This window comes from Sinomicrobium endophyticum, assembly GCF_052983315.1.
In genome coordinates this window covers 108,398-132,035 of the sequence record NZ_JBRKIS010000030.1, presented here as the reverse complement: position 1 = coordinate 132,035, position 23,638 = coordinate 108,398, and the positions used below count along the sequence as shown (strand labels likewise).

Annotated in this window: 17 protein-coding genes; 9 read left to right on the top strand and 8 right to left on the bottom strand. The window is 44.2% G+C overall.

What is annotated here, in order from left to right; translation table 11 throughout:
• Positions 1-16 precede the first annotated feature (16 nt).
• From ACVBDU_RS12410 to ACVBDU_RS12385, 6 genes are read left to right on the top strand one after another with little or no spacing between them, the layout of a single operon-like run.
• Entirely contained in the window at positions 17-967 is a 951-nt protein-coding gene (locus tag ACVBDU_RS12410) for a glycerophosphodiester phosphodiesterase family protein (RefSeq protein WP_447180075.1), read from the top strand.
• A 10-nt stretch (positions 968-977) separates the two neighbouring features.
• A complete protein-coding gene (locus ACVBDU_RS12405; RefSeq protein WP_447180074.1) occupies positions 978-2,276 on the top strand; it encodes an MFS transporter in 1,299 nt (432 codons plus the stop codon).
• 44 nt (positions 2,277-2,320) lie between these two features.
• Positions 2,321-3,280 carry a 2-hydroxyacid dehydrogenase gene (locus ACVBDU_RS12400; protein ID WP_447180073.1) on the top strand — a complete coding sequence of 320 codons (960 nt, stop codon included), beginning with the start codon at positions 2,321-2,323 and terminating at the stop codon, positions 3,278-3,280.
• 3 nt (positions 3,281-3,283) lie between these two features.
• Entirely contained in the window at positions 3,284-4,729 is a 1,446-nt protein-coding gene (locus ACVBDU_RS12395) for an FGGY-family carbohydrate kinase (RefSeq protein ID WP_447180072.1), read from the top strand.
• 14 nt (positions 4,730-4,743) lie between these two features.
• Positions 4,744-6,180 carry an FGGY-family carbohydrate kinase gene (locus ACVBDU_RS12390; RefSeq protein WP_447180071.1) on the top strand — a complete coding sequence of 479 codons (1,437 nt, stop codon included), beginning with the start codon at positions 4,744-4,746 and terminating at the stop codon, positions 6,178-6,180.
• Positions 6,173-6,778 carry a histidine phosphatase family protein gene (locus ACVBDU_RS12385; protein WP_447180070.1) on the top strand — a complete coding sequence of 202 codons (606 nt, stop codon included), beginning with the start codon at positions 6,173-6,175 and terminating at the stop codon, positions 6,776-6,778. The genes ACVBDU_RS12390 and ACVBDU_RS12385 overlap by 8 nt, the downstream gene beginning before the upstream one ends.
• 55 nt (positions 6,779-6,833) lie before the next feature.
• Here ACVBDU_RS12385 and ACVBDU_RS12380 read toward each other — a convergent pair whose 3' ends face one another.
• Together ACVBDU_RS12380 and ACVBDU_RS12375 are read right to left on the bottom strand one after the other, a co-directional pair.
• A complete protein-coding gene (locus tag ACVBDU_RS12380; RefSeq protein ID WP_447180069.1) occupies positions 6,834-9,695 on the bottom strand; it encodes a glycoside hydrolase family 2 TIM barrel-domain containing protein in 2,862 nt (953 codons plus the stop codon).
• Between the two features lie 80 nt (positions 9,696-9,775).
• Entirely contained in the window at positions 9,776-11,092 is a 1,317-nt protein-coding gene (locus ACVBDU_RS12375) for a rhamnogalacturonan acetylesterase (protein ID WP_447180068.1), read from the bottom strand.
• A gap of 1,405 nt (positions 11,093-12,497) precedes the next feature.
• Here ACVBDU_RS12375 and ACVBDU_RS12370 point away from each other — a divergent pair.
• The gene (locus ACVBDU_RS12370; protein WP_447180067.1) at positions 12,498-13,481 is read left to right on the top strand and encodes a terpene synthase family protein; all 984 of its coding nucleotides are present in this window, start codon (positions 12,498-12,500) and stop codon (positions 13,479-13,481) included.
• A gap of 163 nt (positions 13,482-13,644) precedes the next feature.
• On the opposite strand, the gene ACVBDU_RS12365 is transcribed toward ACVBDU_RS12370, so the two are convergent.
• Positions 13,645-15,498, bottom strand: a complete 1,854-nt coding sequence (locus tag ACVBDU_RS12365; RefSeq protein ID WP_447180066.1) for a glycoside hydrolase family 2 protein — start codon at positions 15,496-15,498, stop codon at positions 13,645-13,647.
• A gap of 891 nt (positions 15,499-16,389) precedes the next feature.
• Between ACVBDU_RS12365 and ACVBDU_RS12360 the strand changes: the two genes are divergently transcribed.
• Both ACVBDU_RS12360 and ACVBDU_RS12355 read left to right on the top strand, forming a co-directional pair.
• Positions 16,390-18,048, top strand: a complete 1,659-nt coding sequence (locus ACVBDU_RS12360; protein WP_447180065.1) for an acetolactate synthase large subunit — start codon at positions 16,390-16,392, stop codon at positions 18,046-18,048.
• Positions 18,049-18,052: 4 nt separating this feature from the next.
• Positions 18,053-19,420 carry an NAD-dependent succinate-semialdehyde dehydrogenase gene (locus ACVBDU_RS12355; protein WP_447180126.1) on the top strand — a complete coding sequence of 456 codons (1,368 nt, stop codon included), beginning with the start codon at positions 18,053-18,055 and terminating at the stop codon, positions 19,418-19,420.
• A 500-nt stretch (positions 19,421-19,920) separates the two neighbouring features.
• Here ACVBDU_RS12355 and ACVBDU_RS12350 read toward each other — a convergent pair whose 3' ends face one another.
• The 5 genes from ACVBDU_RS12350 to ACVBDU_RS12330 are packed head-to-tail and all read right to left on the bottom strand — an operon-like array spanning position 19,921 to position 23,551.
• Positions 19,921-20,952 (bottom strand): OmpA family protein, encoded by a 1,032-nt coding sequence (locus ACVBDU_RS12350; protein ID WP_447180064.1) that lies wholly within the window; start codon positions 20,950-20,952, stop codon positions 19,921-19,923.
• Between the two features lie 25 nt (positions 20,953-20,977).
• A complete protein-coding gene (locus ACVBDU_RS12345; protein ID WP_447180063.1) occupies positions 20,978-21,610 on the bottom strand; it encodes a peptidase associated/transthyretin-like domain-containing protein in 633 nt (210 codons plus the stop codon).
• A 27-nt stretch (positions 21,611-21,637) separates the two neighbouring features.
• On the bottom strand, positions 21,638-22,072 hold the full coding sequence (locus ACVBDU_RS12340; protein WP_447180062.1) for a hypothetical protein: 435 nt from the start codon (positions 22,070-22,072) through the stop codon (positions 21,638-21,640).
• 26 nt (positions 22,073-22,098) lie between these two features.
• Positions 22,099-23,022: a hypothetical protein gene (locus ACVBDU_RS12335; RefSeq protein WP_447180061.1), complete on the bottom strand. Its 924-nt coding sequence runs from the start codon at positions 23,020-23,022 to the stop codon at positions 22,099-22,101.
• A gap of 31 nt (positions 23,023-23,053) precedes the next feature.
• Positions 23,054-23,551, bottom strand: a complete 498-nt coding sequence (locus ACVBDU_RS12330; protein ID WP_447180060.1) for an outer membrane beta-barrel protein — start codon at positions 23,549-23,551, stop codon at positions 23,054-23,056.
• Between the last annotated feature and the right edge of the window lie 87 nt (positions 23,552-23,638).

Sequence of the window (23,638 nt, the reverse complement as noted above, 5' to 3'; positions counted from 1 at the left end):
AAAACCTTCCATACCAATGAATAAAATATATTTGAACTCCATTTCTTTTGTTTCGACCCTCTTTCTGTTTTTTTATTCCTATTCACAAAACACAGAGATAAACACCATAAACTTCAAGGAAGTATCGGATACTAAGGCCTATTTTCAATATACGGAAAATGTATTTCCCGTCATCAGTGCCCATCGCGGGGGAGCCAGGGAAAACTATCCGGAAAACTGTATCGCCACCCTGGAATACACCTTGAGTAATACCCCGGCAATTTTTGAAATAGACGCCCGCCTCACCAAAGACAACAAGGCGGTATTGCTGCACGATAAAACCCTGGAGCGCACTACATCCGGAACAGGAATTCTTAAAGATCATACCCTTGAGCAGGTGAAAAATCTTCAGTTAAAAGACTCCGAAGGCAATATCACACCCTATCGGATACCCACCCTGGAAGAAGCCATTCGATGGAGTAAGGGAAAAACCCTGCTCAACCTGGATGTTAAGGACGTTCCTTTAGAAATGAAGGCAAAACTGGTAAAAGAGCACGATGCTTTTCATCATGTGATCTTTACCGTGCACAATGCCGGGGAGGCCAGGTTCTTTTATGATTTCGACAACCGGAGCATGTTCTCTGCATTTGTAAAGACCAAAGAAGCACTTGCTTCCTATGAAGATGCAGGTATCCCCTGGCAGAATGTCTTAATAGCTTATGTAGGATCGGAAAGCACAAAAGAAAACAAAGAACTATACGAATTACTCCACGAGAGGGGGGTAATGGTCATGGTTAGCGCGGCACCTGTTTACGACAAATTGGAAAGCCGTAAAAAACGTGCAAAAGCATATCGGAGCATCCTGGAAGACGGGGCAGATATTATTGAAACAGACCGCCCTACGGAAGTTGCCGAAGCCATAAAAGAGATGTACCCGGAAAAAAGCACTAAATACAACTATTGGAAAACTGAAAAATTGAAAAACTAAACTATAACCCATGTCTGACAATCAACCACCAAAACTTTCTTTGAATTCATTATGGAACAAGGCAGGCCCGCCCAAACAACTCGCCTGGGGGTACCTGGGAGTTTTAATTTTTATGATGGGCGACGGCGTAGAACAAGGATGGCTCAGTCCTTATTTGATCGAAAGAGGAATGCTAATGCAGCATTCGGCTACCTTATTTACCATGTATGGGGTAGCTATCGCCATATCTTCCTGGTTCTCGGGAGTACTGGCAGAGAGTTTCGGTCCCAGAAAAACCATGCTGATGGGCGTAATACTTTATATCCTCGGAACAATCGGTTTTGTAGGATACGGCCTCCCGGACCTGAATTACGGAACTATGCTTTTTATGTATACGATCAGAGGTTTCGGCTATCCGCTTTTTGCATATTCGTTTTTAGTATGGATAACGTATCGCAGCCCCCGGAAAAAACTGGGGAGAGCCGTAGGCTGGTTTTGGTTTGTCTTTACAGGGGGATTAAATGTCCTGGGGGCCTATTATTCCAGTTGGGCCATAAAAGAACTCGGCTATCTGAACACCTTGTGGAGTTCTGTTTTCTGGGTGTTGGTCGGGGCTTTCTTTGCCATTGTCCTGAACAAAGACAAATTTAAGAGATCCGAAAACAAAAGGCAGAACACCAAAATGAAGGAGTTGATGAAAGGCCTGACCATAGTAAGGGAGCAACCAAAAGTATTTATCGGGGGAATTGTCCGTATCATCAATACTACGGCCCAGTTTGCCTTTCCCGTATTCATCCCTACCTATCTGGCCGGTTATGGTTTTAGCACTACAGAATGGCTTCAGATCTGGGGGACGATCTTTACGGCCAATATTGCGTTTAACCTGATTTTCGGTTTTGTGGGAGATATATTCGGATGGCGCAATACGGTACTGTGGTTTGGCGGCGTCGGTTGCGGGATTACTACCCTGCTCTTTTTCTATTCGCCGGTGATATTCGGAAACAGTTATTGGCTGGTGATGTTGTGCGGTATATTGTGGGGCGCTTTACTGGCTGGCTACGTACCCCTGTCGGCCCTGGTCCCTTCCCTGGTTAAAAAGGACAAAGGGGCGGCTATGGCCATATTAAACCTTGGAGCCGGCCTCGCGGTTTTTGTCGGTCCCGCCATTGTAGGGCTGTTTATCGGCTCCATTGGAAGTAACGGAGTGGTGTGGATCCTGGCCGGTCTTTACTTCTTAAGCGCTATCCTGACCTGTTTTATAACCCTTCCGGAGAATGCAAAAACTACTTCGGACATCACAAAAACAAACGCCATACAGACTACAGAATAACTGGTAAATATTTTTTAATGAATTTAATTAAAAACCCTTATAAAATGAAAATTCTTATAACAGCGCCTTATAATGAAAAGAGCCTGGAAGAACTGAAAACCTCTTTTGGGGAAATTATCTACAAACCCTGGAAACCTCACGGAAGGGCCTACAATGAGACCGAACTTATAGCCCTGCTGTCCGAACACCGGGCCGATGCCCTGATCACCGAACACGACGAGGTTTCCGAAAAGGTTATCCAAAACTTTCCCAACCTCCGGTTTATAGGGGTTTGCCGGGGCACTCCTTCCAATGTTGCGGTAGATAAGGCAAAAGAACTGGGCATCTCCCTGTTCCACACACCGGGGCGCAATGCGCAGGCCGTGGCCGAACTGTTCCTGGCCGGGGTCATAATCCTGTTGCGCAAAGTAGTGCCGGCAACCGCATGGCTGCAAGGGGAACAATGGGAAAAAGGAGCACATACTTCCTACCTCCAATTCAAGGGGAACGAACTCGCCAATAAGACTATCGGGCTCGTGGGATTTGGCGATATAGGCCGGAAAATCGCGAAAATGACAACCGCCTTCCCCTGCCGCATACAGTATTACGACCCCTACGTATCTACGGACGACACGTTGTATAAAAGCGTCTCCCTCGAAACCCTGTTCGAAACCAGCGACATCGTTTCCATACATTTGCCCGTAAATAAAGAAACCTCCGGTATGATCGGTAAACGCCTGTTTGACAAAATGAAAAAAAATGCCATTTTTGTCAATACGGCACGGGCCGCCGTAGTAGACCGGGAAGCCCTGCTGGAAGCCCTGGAAAACAAACATATTCTCGGTGCGTACTTAGATGTGTTCGACCATGAGCCTCCGGACGAGACAGACTACAGGATCATCCACCTGCCCAATGTCTTTGCTACCCCCCATATCGCCGGGGCCACCCATGAAGTAGAAGACCATCATTCGTTTATAATGAATGCCCAATTGCTGGAAACTTTTCAGAAATCCAAAACCATTTAACCCATGAACACCGACAAAACATTAAATTATCTAATAACCGACATCGGAACGGGAAATGTACGGGTAGCCCTTATCGATTCCAATGGAAAACTCAAAGGGATTGAGCGGGACGAAGTACACTACCACCGGGACAACACCCATCCCGAAGCCCTTTATTTTGATCCCGGACAGTTATGGGAACAGATCATGGCACTGGCCAAAAAATTGTTGTCCCGGTTTCCCGGCACTAAGGTCAGGGCCATTACAGCATCGAGCCAGCGGGAAGGGATCGTCCTCACGGACCAGGAAGGCAACAGCCTTATCGGCCTTCCCAACCACGATCACAGGGGCAGGGAATGGGAATCCGTCATTACCGATCCCGAAAAGATATACCGCCTTTGCGGGAGGTATCCCGGTTCTATTTTTTCAGCGTTAAAACTATACGGTATTAAAAAGAAACGCCCCGAACTGTATCGTGCCACAGAAACCTTTATGAGCATTAGCGACTGGGCACAATACCGGTTTTGCGGGGTGACGGGATACGAGCATTCCCAGGCTTCGGAGACGCTGCTGTATGATATCTCATCCAGGCAATGGTCTGCCGGATTATGCAGGGAATTTGATGTAAACCCCGATATCCTTCCCCCCCTGAGAGAGTCGGGAACCCTGCTCGGCACCGTTTTACCCGAAATTGCGAAAGAGCTCGGTATTTCCGCGGAAACCGAAGTTATCGTCGGTGGTGCAGACACCCAACTGGCCATTCACAGTACCCGTCCCGAAACTGACGATGTGATCGTTGTGGCGGGAACCACAACCCCCGTCGTAAAACTGCTTCCTTCCTATACCCTGGACCCTCGAATGAAAACCTGGACCGGGAGACATACCGACCCGGACCATTTTGTTCTGGAGACCAACGCCGGGGTCACAGGTCTCAATTACCAGCGTTTAAAGTCCCTGTTCTATCCCGATTGCGGATATGAGCGTATCGAAGAGGAAATGAATCCATACAACGATCCGTCATGTATAGCTTCTCTCGGATCCCTCATTGCTTCCGAAACAAGCGCGATAACTTCCGGCGGATTCCGGTTTACCACTCCCCTCTCCAACCACCTGAAGCGATCGGACTTTATGCTGGCCACCTTGTGGGATATGGCTTTTTGTATTGCGGAAAACTACAAATACCTACAATCGGTAAACGGACATGACAAAGATCATCTCTGGGGATGCGGCGGCGGATTTCAAAGCAGTACGCTTGCCAGGATCCTATCTGATGTATTACAGAAAAAAATAAAGATCCACACCGGGTTTGAACACGCTACGATAACAGGAGCAGCTTATTGTTGCAACCAGGCATTCGGACTGAAAATACAACCTCCGGAGGATTCTATTACCGAATATTTTCCGGAAAACAAGATACCGGTATCCATTTCAGATACGTGGCAACAAACGAGAAAAACCTTTACCAAATAAGCACAACAGGAAGCATGCGATACTTTTTAGGAATTGATATTGGCACCCAGGGCACCCGGATAGCTGTAACCGATATTTCGGGAAACCAGGTCATCAGCGGAGAAGAAACTTTTAAACTTACGGAGCATTCCCGGCAGGAGCAGTCCCCGCAATCCTGGTGGGCCTGCTGCCGGGACCTCATACAAAGGAACATCAACGACGAGATAAAGAACAACATAGAAAGCATTTCCGTCACCTCCACCTCCGGAACGGTTATTCCCCTGGACAAGGAAAACAAACCCTTGCATCCTGCACTGATGTACAGTGACAAAAGACCGGCAATACAGGGAAAACGCTGCATGCTGGCCGCACAGGAAAACATCGAAGGCTATACCGGGTTTAATGCTTCCAGCGGGTTATCCAAAATGGTGTGGTTTGCCGAAAACCACCCGGAAAAAGCCGGGCAAATAGCCCGGTGGGTTCATGCCGCGGATTATATCACGGGTAAATTGTCCGGTGTCTGGGGCGTAACGGACCATACCAATGCCTTGAAATCGGGATACGATACCAGGAATGAAACATGGCCGGAATACCTGTTCTCCGAACTCGGGCTTTCCAGGGTATGGATGCCCGAAGTACACCCTTCCGGTACGGTTATCGGAACTATGGCACCCAAAACCGCGCAGAGTCTCAGTTTTAAAAATCGTCCGAAGATAACCGTCGGCATCACTGACGGCTGTGCTTCACAGATCGCGTCGGGAGCCGTTTATCCGGGGACATGGAATACAACTATCGGTACAACGTTGGTAATTAAAGGGGTTACCAAAAAGCAAATCATCGATCCCCAAGGAAGGTTTTACAGCCACAAGCACCCCGAAGGGTACTGGATGCCCGGAGGTGCAGGGAATATAGGCGCGGACTGGGTACGCCGTGATTTCGGGAACGAACTGAAGCTGCTGGAAAAAGAGGCCGCAAACAATATTCCTACCGGGAAAATGAGTTTTCCCCTCATACAAAAAGGAGAGCGCTTTCCATTTATGGCCCCCGAAGCCGTAGGGTTCCATCCGAACGACATTCCCAAAACGGTTCTCTATGCCTCCAATATGGAAGGAGTGGCTTTTGTGGAGCGAATGGCCTATACCCTGGCACAAAAACTGTCCGGGGAAAATATTGAAGCGGTCTATACAGCCGGAGGAGGCAGTAACAGCCCCTTATGGCTTAAGATCAGGAGCAGTGTACTGAACCTGCCCGTATACAAAATGAAATACACATCCGGGGCTTTCGGCGCTGCCGTTCTGGCTGCTTCGCAAACTTTTTTCGGTACGCTTACGGAGGCGGGGAAAGAACTGATCCGGATGGAAAAAGAAGTCCTTCCCGATACCCGACTGAACGAAGCTTATGAGAGACAGTACGAAAAGTTTCTCCGGTTAATGGAAACAAAAAAATACATAAAACAAGAAGACTATGCTTAACATATACCTGGCACGGCACGGCGAAACCCCGCTTAATGCCGACGGCAACCGATATTGTGGAAAAACAGATGTGGAACTCAATGAAAAGGGCATATCGCAAGCCGAAAACCTGCACCATCTCATCCGGAACATCCGGTTTGATGCGATTTACTGTTCTCCCCTCAAACGGGCGCACAAAACGGCTGCCATCGCCGCCCGGGATCAGCAAATACTTGTTGACAAAAGACTGACAGAACTGGATTTCGGCCGCTGGGAAGGAAAAACCCGGAATGAATTTATCGCCGAAGCCTCCGACCTGTGGCACAACTGGAATACCGACCCTGAAAATCATCCCGCAGGGGGAACAGGTGAAACGGCATCGGAACTTATCGGGCGGCTCTCCTCTTTTATGGAAGAGTTGCACACCAATCATCCGGAAGGGAATGTCCTGGTAGTTGCCCACAACGCCGTAAACCGTTTTCTTATAGCTCACCTCATTGGTCTTCCGCTAAAAAACTACCGGAAGATCCGGCAGGAAAATTCCGCATTGTCCTGTATCTCTTACGATGATAGTGAAGGATATATCCTGGCCAAACTTAATTGTACCGGATTATTTTAATCGATACCCAATGACATTTTTGCGGATCTGTTCTTCTTCTCTGGAGGCCCTCACCTTAATACCGGTCATTTATATTCCTGAAATCAAACCACAAATTCATTTGTATTCCATCGTCCCCGCTTTTGATCCGGATGTTCGAAGGCTGGCTGTGAGGGCCGTGTTGCGAAACGGGCTTGAACGACCACATAGCCGGAATTTCATACATAAAGGAGATATCCCCGGGGGGAAAACCGGGATGCGCTTTGGCTCCTTTCAGGGCGTATTGGGGTTCGTCCGGGGTAAAAAGCCTTAAAAACACATTTTCCGATTCGCTGAATACCCGGAACGTATCTTCACCTGCTTCCAGCTTCGCGCCGATGAGATTGGCATGATATCCTTTAAACTCGGGATATACCAGGTTTTCAAAGCTCTCCCCGGTAATGGTATTGTTATAGTCCTTCTGCCATAAGTTATAGTTTGTTCCCCTGATCCTGTTCTTCCATACGCGGTATGGTCCTTTTCCAAACCATTTTATTCCGTTTACCTGCTTTTCGGGGAAATTGAAGGTAATTCCGAATTTATCTATTTCCCCTTCATAGAAAGCCCCGTCAAATCCGCTTCCGCGTCCCGCATTCTTTAATGCCACCATTTCCATTTTAAGCCTTCCGTCAGGGTGCATGGTCCATTTTATCCGGTCTATTCCCCCGTTGTAATAAACCATACACACCGCATTGTCATTTTCTTTCCGGGTCTCCACCTCTTTTACCTCAGCTTTCATCCCAATCGGGTACGGACCTTTGTTAAACGGTATTTCCCGGTCATTACGGTACACATTTTGAATGATTCCGCTGTTTTTATCCATCCGGACCCTTATATTTCCCCCTTGCAGTTCAACGATATTGTCTTTTTCAGTTATCAAGGCTTTTTTACCTTTCTCCTTCAATAAAAATTTACCGGAATAGTATCCGGGCAAATGGATGGGCCATGTCCACACATTCAGGAGCCTTCCGTGGGGATCGTGCGCGGTGATCTCCAGCCAGTCCCCCGCAAAGAATGACGATGGCACCTCCATTTTCACCTTCCGGGTCTCACCGGGTTCGATGTTCGGGAGTTTTATTTCACCATTAGCGACAGATACGGGTTCCTGAATGGTGTAGAACGCTTTTTCGGGGATGCTCTTTACACTATAGGTCAGCTTACATTCTTTCAGATCGGTATAGATATAATCATTGGTGATCAAAAAGGTACCGTCAAAAGACGGGGTAATCCTCAACGGGGCGAACTGCACCGGGCACCAAACATCCTTAACGGTGTAAAAACTTCCTTCCTTTTCCCGGTGAGGCCCTAAAATACCATCGGGTGCCAGCGAACCCTCGGAATCGTATTTCCTTTCACCTTCCCAATCGGTACGCAACACGGCTTCATCCGAAAACGCCCACATAAATCCTCCTGCAAACAGGGGACTTTCTTTAAAGCGGTTCCAGAAGTCTTCCAATCCCGATCCGTGACCGTTATCGTAGGTGCCATGCATAAATTCCGTCGGGAAAAATACATTTTCACCGCCACCGAAGCGGTGAACCCCGGTGAGATAGGTAGGGTAATGATGCGTATCCCAGCCGTTGTAGTCTGCCCAGGGGTGAATGACAATTCTCTTTTGTGGGTCATATTGATAAAAAACACTATCCAGTTCGTTAATCCATCCTCCCTCATTCCCCTGGTCCCAGATGATCACGGAAGGATGGTTGACATCCCTGGTAACCATTTCTTCGATAAGTCTGGCCCCGGTTTCTTTGTCATACGGATTTTGCCAGCCGGCCAGTTCATCCAGCACGAACAGTCCCAGGGAATCGCAGGCGTCCAGAAAATGATCGTCGGGCGGGTAATGTGTTCTCACGGCGTTCATGTTCATATCCTTGATCAGGTTTACATCCATAATACTCAGTCCCTTATCGGTACTCCTCCCCGATTCCGGCCATATGGTATGCCTGTTTATTCCTTTCATGATAATCTTTTTGCCATTGACATAAATGCCGTCTTTCTTTCTGAAATCTATGGTCCTGAAGCCGAAACGCTGCTCCGGTTCATGCAATAACCGGCCTTTTTTCTTCAGTTGAAGCCGAAGCACGTACAGGTCGGGGCTTTCCGGATTCCACGTATCCACATTATCCCAATGAAAAGAAAGAGTTTTGGTGTTTTTGTCGATATCCGCACTTTGTTCCTGTTCAAAATCGCCGTTATCTCCCGGTTTTTTTACGGAAGCCGTAACCGATGCCCCGGAAGGGATATTGCTGCCGGAAATATCTACACGCATCCGCCCGTCGGCTTTGGCATCGATAAAGATATTACCGATATGTTCTTCCGGTTTTATCTCCAGCCAGACCGGCCGGTATATCCCCCCGAAAAGCCACCAATCCGCCTTTCGCTCGGCATTGTTCACATGTTCATTATCGGAATGTTTCTTTACATGGACTTCCAGCAAATTCTTTTGCCCATAGGTAAGCAGGTCCGAAATGTCATAGCTAAAGCGGTAAAAACCTCCCTGGTGTGCCTCCCCGGCAGATTTTCCGTTGATCTTCACATGGGCATCCGTCATCACCCCGCCGAAAAATATTTTCACCTGCTGGTTTTTATAGGTCTTCGGAACCTCAAATTCGTATTTGTAAAAACCTTCTTCCTTACTCGGTTCTTTCTGGTTCAGTTCCTTATACCACCTTCCGTAGGTATAGGTCCCGAATCCTTGTAATTCCCATTGGGACGGGACATCTATGGAAGTCCATTGATTGCTGTTGTTCCCGCCGATGCACATGAAATCCCATGTAACCGGGTGTTTAAAGTCTTTCCCCGAAAGGTATATCTTTTGGGTATTCTGGGCCGTTGTATTGTACATGAATCCGAAGAAGAGTACAATAATGGATAGTTTATTTCGTGATATGATCATCGTATTGTTTATTAAGGGGTCTTCCCGGGCCGAATCGAAGGACACAGCCTGGCGAAGGTTAGAAGCGTACTGCAAATAATTTAGTTTCCATCGGGTTTTTCGGGTTCGAATCGCGGGCTCATGGGTAAGGTCCAATCGCTGAAATCATTAGGGTGTGACGGACTATAATCCGGAGGTGTCCTGATATATCTTTCAAGCCCGGTATGCTGTGATTGAACTGCGCTCAACACGCAAAGTGCAATTTCGTGAGCTCCGAAGTCGTTAAAATGCGTGTTATCCGCAAGTTCTTTATCCTGTCCCGGGAAAGTGCGCGCCGGGTAATGTACAAATGCCATCCGGGACTTTTCATCTCCCCAGGTTTCGTATAGAACGGTCGTCATCGCAGTAAGGTCTATCAACGGTACATCATATTCTTCGGCAACTTTTCGCATGGCGCCGGGATAATCTCCATGGGTATCTTTCAACTTCCCTTCGGAAGTAAAATGACGGCGCTGGGTTGGTGTGGCCAGTATGGGCAATGCTCCTTTTTCCCTGGCTTTGGTAGCAAACTCGATAAGCAGGTCGGTATAATTCTGCCAGGCCCCCTCGCCTTCACCCTTTTGTTTTTCGTCGTTATGGCCAAACTCTATGATGAGATAATCCCCTTTTTGGATCAGGGACAGTATTTTTTCAAATCTCTTCCTGGCCTTGAACGAACTCAAAGAGGCTCCCGAGGAAGCGTAATTGGCCACTACAATATCTTCGTTTAAGTATTGTGTAACAAATTGCCCCCAGGAAGCCCAGGGTGACAGGTCCTGGTCGGTTACCGTCGAATCCCCGGCCAGGAAAAGCGTTGTTATATCCGATACGGGAGTTATGGCCAGTTTTCTTACTGCTGTTCCCTTTGAGAATTCCAGGGTCAGCTTTTCGTCCCAGTTCAGTTCTGACTTTTCCCGGTCCTTCAGGACTACCTCTTCCCCTTCCCTGATCTGAACACTTCTGAGATTAACTACAAAACTTTCGGTTTTAACCTGTCCTGCTTCCAGTATCTCTTCAGCCAGCATGATCCTTCCGGATTCGGCTTTGACCGTATTGTCTGAAGGAGAATCATCACTTCCCAGTTCCACAGTCACTTTGTAGTTTCCTTCGGGAAGGCTAACGGAAAAGTATACGGACTCTTCGGCGACAAAACCTCCCTGTTGCATGGATACTTTCTTCGCAGTTTTAAAATCAAAACCGAAACTGTCCTCCTTGAAAAGCAAAGGAGTTGCTATTCCCTGTCCTTCCGCACCGGCATTTTGTCCGAAAGTAAATATCAACGGTTCTCCCTGAAGGCTATCCGCATGGGGCTGACTTTGCAGGACAGGGATACAGGCCAACAGGCATAAAGCGATATGATAAAATCGTAATTTATACATGGATAGTCATTATTTTTTGTTCTTATCTTCTGTTCAGGTTCTTATTTTTCCCGATCAAGATATGGCACCTTTACCTGTTTACTATCCTGTACTGTGATGATTTTTATAAAATAGTTTATCCTGCGCTTTGCAGTTCCGATGGTTTACAACGAAAAGGCGGTATTGCCATATTTTTTCAGTACATAACAGGATGGGCATTAATAACTCGTACACCCGACTACAGGCATACTCTTTTATGGGTTCCGGAAACTGTTCATAATATGTACACTGCACTTTCATATACATATAAACCATTGTACTTAAACAAGTTAACCGCTAAAACAGAAGAGGAAAGAAGTTTAAAAACGTCAAAAATTGTTTAAAAATGGAAAAACCGATATAAAAACAGGAAGATTTAAATAAAAAACACCCCTTTTTTAATAAAAAAGGATCAAAAAACTGTAAAAAACACTGCTTTTAAACAAAAACATGGAAATATAAACAAAACGGGGGGTAAAACAAATAAAAACCTGGGAATTTAAACAAAAGTAGTGGGGTTTTTGTTTAAAAATGGGGGAAATGAATTCGTTTTTCCGCGGATTGATATCAAGTGTCGCATTTTTAAACAGAAACGGGCAGATATAAACAAAAATGACCGCGGATAAACAGAAACCCGGGCCATTCTGTTTAAAAATGCCCGGGATAAACAAAAATGCCGGTGCATTGAACAAAAATGGTGAAAAATAAACTAAAACCGTGGGGTTTTAAACAAGAAAGGAGGGTACTTTAACACAATAGACGGATTTTTAAACAGTAAATCCTGTGATCATATATGAGATTTACATGCCCTAATTTTCAGTCTCAGATTCACTTTCAGGAATGACCTGTTGCTCAGTATCATGGGAATGGACAACAATAACCAGAAAACGTACTTTTGATATTTCACCCATCCAACGCTTCAGACCACTGGTATACTTATGAGTCGATCGCTGACATGCCAGAACAGCAAACCACACAGTTCGGTATAGACGAAACGCGGATATTTTTCAGGTTATCCTTTAAATTCCCGGAAATAGGTCCGGATAAAAATAATCGTGGTATTCTCCTGATTTTTTCTATGGATGCCCTCATTATTTGTACATAAAAAAACAGAACGGGAAGATTTACAGGACACATTATCGCTTGGGTTTACGCCGGGTGATTTTTTTATGGAAAATTAGCCGCAAAATTGGATTTTCAAACCGTTTTGGAAAATCTGAAGAAATTGGCTCCTGGGAAAACAGGATAATTCCGGACTTATCAATGGTTTAAATACAATGAGATCATCTGTTTTTTTATTTTTCACGTTATACTCATCGCCTATTACAATAAATAAGTAAGAATATTTTTATACATTTGAATGTATTTTCACCAACCTACCTATCCTATGAAAATATCTATTCCAAGGCTTTATTCGCCATTCCCGTCTTTTATAAATACTCATGTAAAAGAGACCCACGAACACAATATGCAATGGCTTCAACAGCATAATTTATTCCCGGATAAAGAAAGTTATAATCTATATGATAGTCAGTATCATACCTATCTGATGGCCCGTATGTGTCCCACGGCAGAAAAGGAGCTCTTATTTGCCATAGCGGATTTTTCTTCGCTCTTGTTTATTGTAGATGATGATCTTGAAAAAAAGACAGGTCATAAAGTAGCCAGTGTACAAAGCAGGCAAGCACTGGAAAAATTCATATCTACCTCAGTAAGTGTGATGAAGGGTCGAAAAAAAATTCAGACAGAACCCGGTAAAGAAATATTTTCTGCTTTGGCAGATTCTTCGATGCGCTTGTATGCTTTCGGTGGAAAAAGATGGCATGATAACTTTATACAGAGTTTTGCAGATACCTTTAATGCCGCGATTTGGGAGTTAGAAAACGTAGCAAAGGGATACTGCCCCACTTTGGAGGAATACATGAAGTACCGCTCGTTTTTTGCCGGAGCAAATTTAGCAACCGATATGGCTGAAATTGTGGCGAATATCAACTTGCCGGAAGAGATCATGCAACATCCCGCGGTACAACAATTGCTTAAACTTTCCAGGAACCTTGTCAGCTTTGCGAATGATATGTTTTCCCTGAGTAAAGAAATAGTTCAAAACAATACGAATGACAAGCACAACCTTGTCTTTATAATGCAGGAAAAATATAACCTATCGTTGGAAGAAGCTATTTTAAAGGCCGCGGAATTTCACGACGAGCAAGCACGGGAGTTTATCTCGTTGTCCTCCGATCTCCCTGTTTTCGGAGCGGGTATTGACAAGGAAATATCCCGCTATATTACTGCTCTTACGTATGTTGTAAAAGGTAATATCGATTGGAGTGAAAATGAAACTACACGCTATATATTTTCTTATAGCGAATGAGAAACAGAAAGAAATAATAGGCAACGAGTAATAGCCTTTATTTGACTGGCAGTTGGGATAACTAAAAACATGGTCATTAGTGAAATAAACAAGGTGGCAAATCCTATAAAAGACCACCTTGTTCAAAATTATATATCACTGGTTATCCATCCACTTAACATCTTTAATATTCTGTCTTTTCTTTCAATTCTTTATAATATTGCTGAAGTACGTAAAAAGCCAGTTTTTTATTCCCTTTATTGTCTATTAATCCCTTGCGGTTCCATCCTTCCTGATAGTCCGGGTTGTTTCTTCTCGGGGAACGGAAATCGGTAAGTATCCACGGGGATACGCCACTGAAATTATCGGGGAAGCGCTCTTTGAACATGGCTATCTGCTCTTCGTAATACCATTTTTGGTATTCTTCGCTAAACCGTATTTCTTTTTCATCATGAAAACCTCCTTTTGCCCCTGCACCGGTTTCACTGATAAAGAAAGGTTTATTGTATTTTGTTTCCCATTGCGCAGTTCTGCACGCATCGGGCAAACCACCATACCAGCCCAGATACTCATTCAGAGAGACGATATCCGTGTACTCCCCCAACGGGTCATCCACATAGTTTCTCCCTTCATTATACCCTACTTCCAATGCTGCGGAAACCAAACGGGTGGAGTCCAGTCGTTTAGCATCCTTTACCAATGTGCTCATAAATTGGGTGCGGGTTTCACTCACCGGAGTTTCATTCCCAACCGACCAGATGATTACCGATGCCCGGTTCCGGTCACGGGAGATCATTTCTTTTAACTGTTTTTGTGCCTTTTTCAACACTTCGGGATTTTCGAAATCTATGGTCCAGTATACGGGAATCTCCGTCCACACCAGGACCCCTAAAGAATCGGCCATACGCGGCATATATTCGTTATGCGGATAATGGGCCAGACGCACCATATTGGCATTCAGGTCCTTTGTCCACTCAAACAGTTGTGCAGCATCTTTTCTGCTGTTAGCTCTTCTTGCTTCCTGAGGGATCTCTTCATGTATGCTGATCCCTCTCAGGAAAACCTGTTTGCCGTTCAGCATTATTTTTTCTCCATCGACTTCAATTTTCCGGAAACCGATCTTATCGGTAACGGGATTGCCGTTGAGTTTCAGAATTACCTCATACAGTTCCGGATTATCGGGAGACCAGAGACTGATTCCTTTTGCATCGAATTCAAATTTAAGCGAGTCGCCTGTCACCTTATATTGTTTCTTTACTTTCAGCCTTGGAATTTCCATGCTAACCTCTGCATTGGTAACGGCTTCATTTAGTTTGACCCAACCTTTAATACCATATTTTTTTGATCGTTTTGCTTTTATGATATCCTGATCCTGGTCCAGCTGAACATGATACTGCCGAATGAACTGTTGCGGGGCCACTACCAGTTTTACATCACGGGTAATGCCCCCGTAATTCCACCAATCGGTATTTACGGTGGGGATCTCTTCCGGGTGGCGTTCGTTATTTACGCGGACCACCAAAAAATTGTCTTTATCCTTTAACAATTCCCCCGGAATCTTAAAATTAAAAGGAGTAAATCCGCCTTTATGCATCCCCAGTTTTTTTCCGTTCAAATACACATGGGCTTCATAGTTTACGGCACCAAAATAGAGATATACATCTTCGTCAGCGGTGACTTCCGGTTTATCAAAATTGCGCTGATACCACACCGTACCTTCGTAATAAACAAATTGCCGGTCCTGTGAATTCCAATCGCCGGGGACTTTTATATTGTAGGGGGCCTGGTACCCGTGTTCCGTCCAGTCGGTTTTCTTTTCCGGCACAAACTTGTTCCAGTAAGCACCCCCGTCGGTTTCCTTACGCTCCCTGAAGCGATAATCGTAAAACCCGGTTTCGTAAGGGTCCACAATATAATGCCATGTTCCGTTCAGCGAAACCGTTTTCCTTCCCTGGGTATTAATGATCAGGTTTTCCTGGGCGTTAGACGCCGATAAACCTGTTAAAAATGTGAGCAGATATAAAATAGATTTTTTCACGAAGTTGAATTTTGGTTGATTACTTAGAGATAGTCAATGGGACTACAATTTTAAACATTTTAGAGGATAAAAGAAAGAGAAAACACCATTTATGAGAGATATTCGATGGCATATTCTATCTTTTAAAACAGGTTGTCCATGGAGGATGCTTCCTTCCAATTTTCTTACCGGGAGACTGTTGGGTAAAAGCTTGATGAAGACTACGGTATTTTTCCTGTCGGGGACAATGCTCCAGCCTGTTTTACTGGCTTATAGCGAGACATCCATATTCTCCGTTACCTTAATGGTTATATTTTGGGGCATTATGTACGGTCCTTGTTTCCTCACCAGTCTTGCATATATAGTTTCTGCCGCACCTTGCCATGGGCTTCATTGCCTGAAGAAATTATGAAGAACATAAACAGATAAAAAAATGAATGTCTGAACAAAACAATTTTATAATGAAGTGATCTAACTTTTCTTCAGTGAAAAACAGGTGTGGATATTTTGTATTACCGGATGAAAAAACACACAACAGAATACAAATTGCGAACACTCTTACAACGTGACCAATAAGGACATGGATAGATTTTTTCTATCTCTTTATTTTAAAGACATATTAAATCTTGCTCTAAACCTCTTTTTAATGCTTAATTTTATAGATGAACTCGTTTAAACTTTTTCCATCCCGATAATTATCGGGAGGCTGCAAAATGATCTTTTTAGCCCATATTTCGTCTTTTTCTTACCCCATAGCCACGGCTATGCGGCTCAAAAAAGCCTGCATCTGGACTAAAAACCTCTATTTTTCGCTTCAATCTAAAAAGTTTAAATTAGTTCAATGAATTAAGCCATTATCTATATCAAAATTCTGATAACATCTATTACAAAAAATAGATCAAATAAAAAACTATGAAAGCATCGGACTTGTTTATTAAAGCCCTGGAAAATGAGGGCGTCGAATATATTTTCGGTTTGCCAGGAGAAGAAAACCTTGATTTTCTCGAATCCGTCAGGAAATCGGAAAAAATAGAATTGGTCCTTACCCGGCACGAGCAGGGAGCGGGGTTTATGGCTGCGACTTATGGAAGGTTAACCGGTAAACCCGGGGTTTGCCTCTCTACCCTCGGCCCTGGCGCGACCAATCTGGTGACCCCGGCAGCTTATGCCCAGTTAGGTGCCATGCCACTGGTTATTATTACCGGGCAAAAGCCGATAAAAAAGAGCAAACAGGGAAAATTTCAGATCATCGATGTAGTCAAAATGATGCATCCGCTTACCAAGTATACCAGACAGGTAACCCATAGTTCGCACATTCCGTCTATGGTCCGGGAGGCATTTCGGCTGGCGCAGGACGAAAGGCCCGGAGCGGTCCATATAGAACTGCCCGAGGACATTGCCGAGGAAGAAGTGGAAAGCTCCAGGATATTTGAGGTGGTAGATTTTAAAATACCTTATGCCGGGGAAGATACCATTCAACAGGCTGCAGACATGATCAAAAATGCAGAGAAACCCATCTTGCTCATCGGTGCCGGAGCCAACAGGAAAAGGGCCAGTATGGCATTGACTGCCTTTGTCGATACTATAGGGATCCCTTTTTTCAATACGCAAATGGGAAAAGGGATTATAGACGAACGCCATCCGTTGTACCTGGGAACAGCGGCATTGTCCGATTACGATTTTTTGCACGAGGCTATTAACGGATCGGACCTGATTATCAACGTAGGACACGATACCATAGAAAAACCACCTTTTTTCATGCATATCGAGGATAAACGTAAGGTGATTCATCTCAACTTTTTTCCCGCCGAGATAGACGAAGTCTATTTCCCGCAATTAAATGTTATCGGAGATATAGCAAACAGTGTTTCGCAATTGACAGAGAATCTGGAACCCTTTGCCAATAGCTGGAATACCGATTTCTTTTTGAAGATAAAAGACAACGTATCCACCCACCTGACAAAATATGGAAAGGATAATCGTTTTCCGATTTTACCGCAGCGTGTGGTGAAGATTGTGAGGGATACCCTCCCCGATGACGGTATCATCACTTTAGATAACGGAATGTACAAAATATGGTTTTCGCGCAATTACCCGGCTTATGTGCAAAATAGCCTGCTTCTCGATAATGCATTGGCCACTATGGGAGCAGGACTCCCCTCGGCAATGATGGCAAAAAAACTGAATCCGGATAAAAAAGTAATATCCGTAAACGGTGACGGAGGGTTTATGATGAACTCCCAGGAATTGGAAACCGCCATACGTCTGCAACTTGACCTGGTAGTCATTATCCTGAACGACAATGCTTATGGCATGATACAATGGAAACAACAGGATGAAGGTTTTGTGAAGTATGGTCTGGATTATGGGAACCCGGACTTTGTCAAGTATGCCGAAAGTTTCGGGGCAAAAGGATATCGGCCTGCTTCCGTAGAAGAATTTCAACAGATCCTGGAAAATGCTTTGAATTCCAAAGGAGTACAGCTTATTGATTTATCTGTGGATTATTCCCTGAACCATGAAATTTTGAATATATTAATAAAAAAATATTCCAGTAAACTTAAGAAATAAGATGATGAGTAAAGCAACAACGATAAATCCCGTAAACGGGGAAATGGTAGCCGAATACGAAAGGATAGATACCTCAAAAGCCAAGGAAAAGATATCTCAGGCCAGGAAAACGTATACTTCCTGGAAGAAAACAAGTTTTGCGGAACGTTCGAAACTAATGCATGCACTTGCCGATCTGTTCGACGCCAATAAAGAAGAATACGCCCGGTTGGCTACAATAGAAATGGGAAAAACCATTGTACAGGCCAGGAAGGAAATAGATAAATGTGCCTGGGTTTGTCGCTATTATGCTGATAACGCGGAAAGTTTTCTGGGGAAAGAGATGGTAGATACCGAGGCAACGAGGAGCTATGTCACTTTTCAGTCGATGGGAGTAATTCTGGCCGTGATGCCGTGGAATTTTCCTTTTTACCAGGTCATACGTTTTGCTGCTCCGGCATTGATGGCCGGCAATACCGGGGTACTGAAACACGCATCCAATGTACAGGGAACTGCTTTTGCCCTGGAGGATGCTTTTGTAAAAGCAGGATTTCCGAAAGGAGTATTCACCAACCTGAATATCAGTGCCGGTAATGTAAAAGATGTTATCGAAGATAAAAATATCGTAGCGGTAACCCTTACCGGAAGCGACCCCGCGGGACGATCAGTTGCGTCAATTGCAGGAGCCAACCTTAAGAAAACGGTATTGGAACTCGGAGGAAGCGATGCATATATAATCCTGGATGATGCCGACCTGGAAGAAGCAACCGATCTGGCTACGTTGGGAAGATTGCAGAACAATGGACAAACCTGTATAGCAGCCAAGCGTTTTGTAGTTCTCGATGCTATTTACGATAGATTCCTGGAACTCTTTACCAAAAAGATGCGGGAAGCGAAAATGGGCGATCCTATGGACGAATCAAACTATTATGGTCCTATGGCCAGAGTAGATCTGCGCGATGAAATACACGAACAAGTCACCAAAACCATTTCACAGGGGGGTCGATTGCTGTTAGGGGGAAATATCCCCGAAGGAAAAGGAGCCTATTACCCTGCAACCATCCTGGCCGATCTGCACCCCGGTATGGAAGCTTTTGACAATGAACTTTTTGGTCCGGTGGCTTCGGTTATACGGGCTAAGGATGAAAACGAAGCCATAGCACTGGCCAACAATTCCCAATTTGGTTTAGGATCGGGGGTTATTACGTCAGATAAAGAACGTGGAGAAAAAGTGGCGCTGCAACTTGAAGCCGGAAGCAGCTTTGTAAACAAACTGGTGGCTTCAGATCCCAGACTGCCTTTCGGAGGTATTAAAAACAGTGGATACGGAAGGGAACTTTCCGGTTATGGAATACGGGAATTTGTGAATATCAAATCTATCTGGGTAGATTAATCTATCCTGTCTTGATAAAGAAAGGAATATAAGGACTATTGCATTTTAGGTAACCGGCTTTTAAGTCAGAAAAAGGTTTTAAAAGCTGGTTCTTTTGCGTTTTTCTATCACCGCGAATCTTAATTTTAGAATGTGCCGTTTCAATCTGATTGAACTCATAGTTTGTTAATTCCTTATTTTCGGCTCCCGGATTTTCTTAAATTCGATGCAATTTTCTTGAGTCCGGAATGGGTGCGATAAAGTCTTTTTTATGCAGTATCCGGGCCAATAAAATCTGTGCAGATGTGGCATTTTTTTTGCAAAATGACAAAATCAACTATCTTGTGGTAAGCCCGATATTATGAGGACGAAAGGCGTATTCAAATGAACAAACAACCTTAGCTCATTTCGATGCAGAGCCCTTCGATATCCCGATATTCTTATGGATCAGGACAGGCGTTGTGGAATAAGGCCCGTTTAATGGGATTTAAATGTGAAAAAATATTGTTGTGCACTTATACTTATTGCTTAATCAATTCCACTCTTCGGTTTTTCGCTTTACCCTCCTCTGTGCTATTATCCGCAATGGGGTTTTGAGAACCAAATCCTCTTGCAGACAGCCGGGCTTCGTCCACACCTAACCTCACCAGTTCGGTCCGTACAGATTGTGCCCTGTCTTCAGACAACTTCTGGTTGTGGGTGTCACTTCCGGAGTTATCCGTATATCCATGAACCGCAACCTTGAGGTTTTTGTTGCCCTGCAAGGTTTCGGCTATTTCAGCTACAGCTTCTTTTCCTTCCGGTTTAAGTATAGCTTTGTTCAGTTCAAAATTGATATAGAGTATAGCTTTACCGGTCTCCTCCAGGTCTTTTTGAATCCTGGATGATCTCAATATGGAAATGGTTTGCTTAAGCCCTTCTTTTTGGAGGATATTAAGGTTTCCGGAAATGGAATCCCCGGTCATTTGTATGTAAATATCACCACCATCTGCACGCCGAATAACATATACCCTGATCTTTTGCCCCACATAACCAATAGAACCGTCTTCCCCTAAATATTGGGCATCATCGTGATACCTTTCATACTCTTCATAACTTATTTCTCCATCAAAGATCTTAACGCCCCCTACCGATATAATAGCATCGTCATAACTTTTGAAAAAATAGGGCAAAGACCATTCGTCGTAGCCCCCCTCTGCGGAAATGTATGTTTTCCATACCTTTCCTTCCAATGGGGTCATTATACTGTCTATGGGAAAATACAATACGTCATACTTTCTTTGGATAGGTCGGTTGGTTGTCTTAAGCCCTTCAGGTAAACTGAAAAACGGGAAATCGCCAAGATCAGCATCGGAAACCGGAATATTGTTGATATCAAAAACGGCATTTTTTTCTTCCTTTCCCGCTTTTTCTTCTTTTGATGTCTCATCACCCAAAGCATCTGCTGTAATCGGTGCATTGTGCTCTTCTGTGTCATCTGTATTTTTACTGCTCCTGTCATGGCAGGCCCAGAGGAGTGCCACTGCAAAAAAGCCTATTGATAGTTTTTTCATGGTGTATCGGAGTTTTGATAATAATTTATTTCAATTTGACTTTTACAGTTTCATTATCAGGTTCTACCTCTATGATCCGCATCAGGAAATCGCTGTGCGATACGGTATAATATTGACGTTCATAATAGTCCACCCGCCCCCCATAAGAACCATAACCACTTCCCGAATATTGATTATAAGAACCACCGGATGTCCAGGGTAAAGTTCCCATAATGATATATTTTCCGGGTTTCATTTTGGGAAAAGTAAATTCTCCCCTGGAATTGGTTTCACAGTATAACCTATATTGATAAGCTATACTGTCCATATAGACAATTTTGTTTTTCTTCACATTTTCCTTCTTTTTTTTAAGGTTGTACCATTCCTCAAAATAAGGTGTATAAGGAAATAACTCTACCGTAATATGATTGGCAAAGATCCTGTCGGCCAAAGGTGCTTTGAATCCCAAATTAGTTTTAGGTTTCGTAAAAGCAACCCCTTTTACGGTTGTTGTACCCTGAACCAACGCGTGCCTCGCTGCAACGGAATCGAACTGTTGTTGCGGAAAAATCTTTTGAAGTGGGTGTTTCTGATACTCTTCCTGTTTGTATTGGGCATTTATGTGAACCATACCCATAAAAAGAAAGACGATGGATAAAAGAATAGGTGCTTTTTTCATGTGTTCATTTTTTTATCTTACGGATAGTTAATCTCCATGGACCATTATTGTTCCGTCGTTATAATAATTGACCAGAAAAGAAAGGGATCCATCGGCATCCACCGCCCCGGTATGTGAGGCAACCAGTTCATCATCCCGGTAAATTTCGATGGAAACAATCTCTCCGGCTACACCATCATCAACACTAACAGAAAGGCCCACCCCGGAAGCCAGGTGATGCAGGGATACCTCTTTTGTCCAGGGGAGCGTGATGGTTTCGTCATATTCCAAATCATCCAAATCTTCATAAGGATCTGAAATGGTCGGTGTATATTGGACCTCAACCGGGCCTGTGACCGTTCCCGATACTTCATAGCGAAAATGACGATATTCCCGGGTAGTGTCATCATCGTTTGTACACGCGGTTGCTAAAATGGTTAGCAATGCAATAAATACAACGGTTGTATAATCTTTTCTTTTCATGGGAAATGGTTATTGAAATTATGTTATCAGTTTCCGAACATAATTCCCATCAGTTTGGCAGCTATGGCTTCGGTATCTGACTTTGCCTCGTAAACCGGTTGGCTTTGCCTGATTTTCATATCCGAATCTCCTACTGAAACCGGGGTTACTTTTTTAAATTCGTAAACCATGGGTATATCCGACTGCATATCCTGGTAAATGGCAATTTTCATGATCCCGTGTTCCTCTTCCAGGTAGAACGGGTGGATAAAGTTGAGCGATTCAGGCATTTGCCCTGAAGTCCAGACCTCCAGTTTCCCAATGCCCGCTGCGGAGGTATTTTTTAATGTATATACAGCTTTATTGCATGTGTATCCTGCTATTTCTCCGGTTTCATCAGTCAGCTTTCTATCGTACATTTCCATGTCTATCTTGGTTTGAAGCTGGCTCTCTCCAAAATAGTCCTTATCGTAATGGAACGTCACCTGACGGTTCTTATCGGACTGCGATTGTACAAATACTGTCCCGGTCTCCTTACTTGCGTTTAATGTATTTTCCAGGTGATACATCAAACCATCACATTTTGCCGTAACCTGATCTCCCTTGACAAAAATTTCATTTTTCAGCATCGGGGCAAACATGATCTGCATGGCAAGCATGGGATTAGCTCTCATTACTTTTTGTACGTTTTCCGCTTCTCCGGCCGACAGTTCTTTAGTATACTTTTCCAACTGTTGCTGTATATCTCCTTTGGAAGGATCTACTTTATTCAGAATTTCACTTAAACGGTTTCCGGGAAAGTAAATCTGTATGTCTATTTTTCCTTCTGTGAAAAATCCTTTTAAATCCCCTGCTTTCACGGTTTCCTCTCCCTTCAAAGAAAGTAGCCGCTCTTGTACGGGTTGTACGGGTTCCTTTTTGCACGCAATAACGCACAAGAAGAACACTAAAAGCACGATTCCTTTTTTCATTTTTAGCTGGTGTTTAGGTTTTTGCAGGGATTTAATTGAGATTGAATTTTATCCCGGCAGCAATAACAAGCTGGTCATAGTCCCCGAGAACGTATTTGATCTCCGCAAAGGGCAAAAAACGCTGTCCTATGTGAAAATTAGCGCCCGCCCCCAGATTCAGGCCAACCTCTCCATTACTACCGCTCCCACTGGCAAAGTCATTGTCGATCTTTACTTTCACATGCGTATAGTTCAACCCTCCCAGGCCGTAAAACCCAATGGTTTTCGCTTCAACAAAGTAGTAGTTTACATTTCCGTTGACCTCAAATACATTGGTCTTTATGCCTTGCTCATTTTTCGGAAAATAGAATCCGATATCCGGGGCAATTACCAGTTTGTCAAGAACAGGAATTTCAGCCGTGGCCCCTATCCCTATATTCTCGATCTCGCTTCCGTATATCAATTTCCCACCGATACGGGTATCGTTCTGGGCGAAGGCAAACCGGCATGTCAATATCAATAATCCCATGCTTAGTAAAAATAATCTCATTTATTGAATATTTAAAGTTATAATTGATAAAATTATGTATTGCTTCCTATACGAACAGCGTAACCTCCTGCTATTTTTAGCATACTA

Bases quoted from the DNA above. Each gene is read 5' to 3' on its own strand.
- ACVBDU_RS12410 (WP_447180075.1), top strand. From the start codon at position 17: ATGAATAAAATATATTTGAACTCCATTTCTTTTGTTTCGACCCTCTTT.
- ACVBDU_RS12405 (WP_447180074.1), top strand. From the start codon at position 978: ATGTCTGACAATCAACCACCAAAACTTTCTTTGAATTCATTATGGAAC.
- ACVBDU_RS12400 (WP_447180073.1), top strand. From the start codon at position 2,321: ATGAAAATTCTTATAACAGCGCCTTATAATGAAAAGAGCCTGGAAGAA.
- ACVBDU_RS12395 (WP_447180072.1), top strand. From the start codon at position 3,284: ATGAACACCGACAAAACATTAAATTATCTAATAACCGACATCGGAACG.
- ACVBDU_RS12390 (WP_447180071.1), top strand. From the start codon at position 4,744: ATGCGATACTTTTTAGGAATTGATATTGGCACCCAGGGCACCCGGATA.
- ACVBDU_RS12385 (WP_447180070.1), top strand. From the start codon at position 6,173: ATGCTTAACATATACCTGGCACGGCACGGCGAAACCCCGCTTAATGCC.
- ACVBDU_RS12380 (WP_447180069.1), bottom strand. From the start codon at position 9,695: ATGATCATATCACGAAATAAACTATCCATTATTGTACTCTTCTTCGGA.
- ACVBDU_RS12375 (WP_447180068.1), bottom strand. From the start codon at position 11,092: ATGTATAAATTACGATTTTATCATATCGCTTTATGCCTGTTGGCCTGT.
- ACVBDU_RS12370 (WP_447180067.1), top strand. From the start codon at position 12,498: ATGAAAATATCTATTCCAAGGCTTTATTCGCCATTCCCGTCTTTTATA.
- ACVBDU_RS12360 (WP_447180065.1), top strand. From the start codon at position 16,390: ATGAAAGCATCGGACTTGTTTATTAAAGCCCTGGAAAATGAGGGCGTC.
- ACVBDU_RS12355 (WP_447180126.1), top strand. From the start codon at position 18,053: ATGAGTAAAGCAACAACGATAAATCCCGTAAACGGGGAAATGGTAGCC.
- ACVBDU_RS12350 (WP_447180064.1), bottom strand. From the start codon at position 20,952: ATGAAAAAACTATCAATAGGCTTTTTTGCAGTGGCACTCCTCTGGGCC.
- ACVBDU_RS12345 (WP_447180063.1), bottom strand. From the start codon at position 21,610: ATGAAAAAAGCACCTATTCTTTTATCCATCGTCTTTCTTTTTATGGGT.
- ACVBDU_RS12340 (WP_447180062.1), bottom strand. From the start codon at position 22,072: ATGAAAAGAAAAGATTATACAACCGTTGTATTTATTGCATTGCTAACC.
- ACVBDU_RS12335 (WP_447180061.1), bottom strand. From the start codon at position 23,022: ATGAAAAAAGGAATCGTGCTTTTAGTGTTCTTCTTGTGCGTTATTGCG.
- ACVBDU_RS12330 (WP_447180060.1), bottom strand. From the start codon at position 23,551: ATGAGATTATTTTTACTAAGCATGGGATTATTGATATTGACATGCCGG.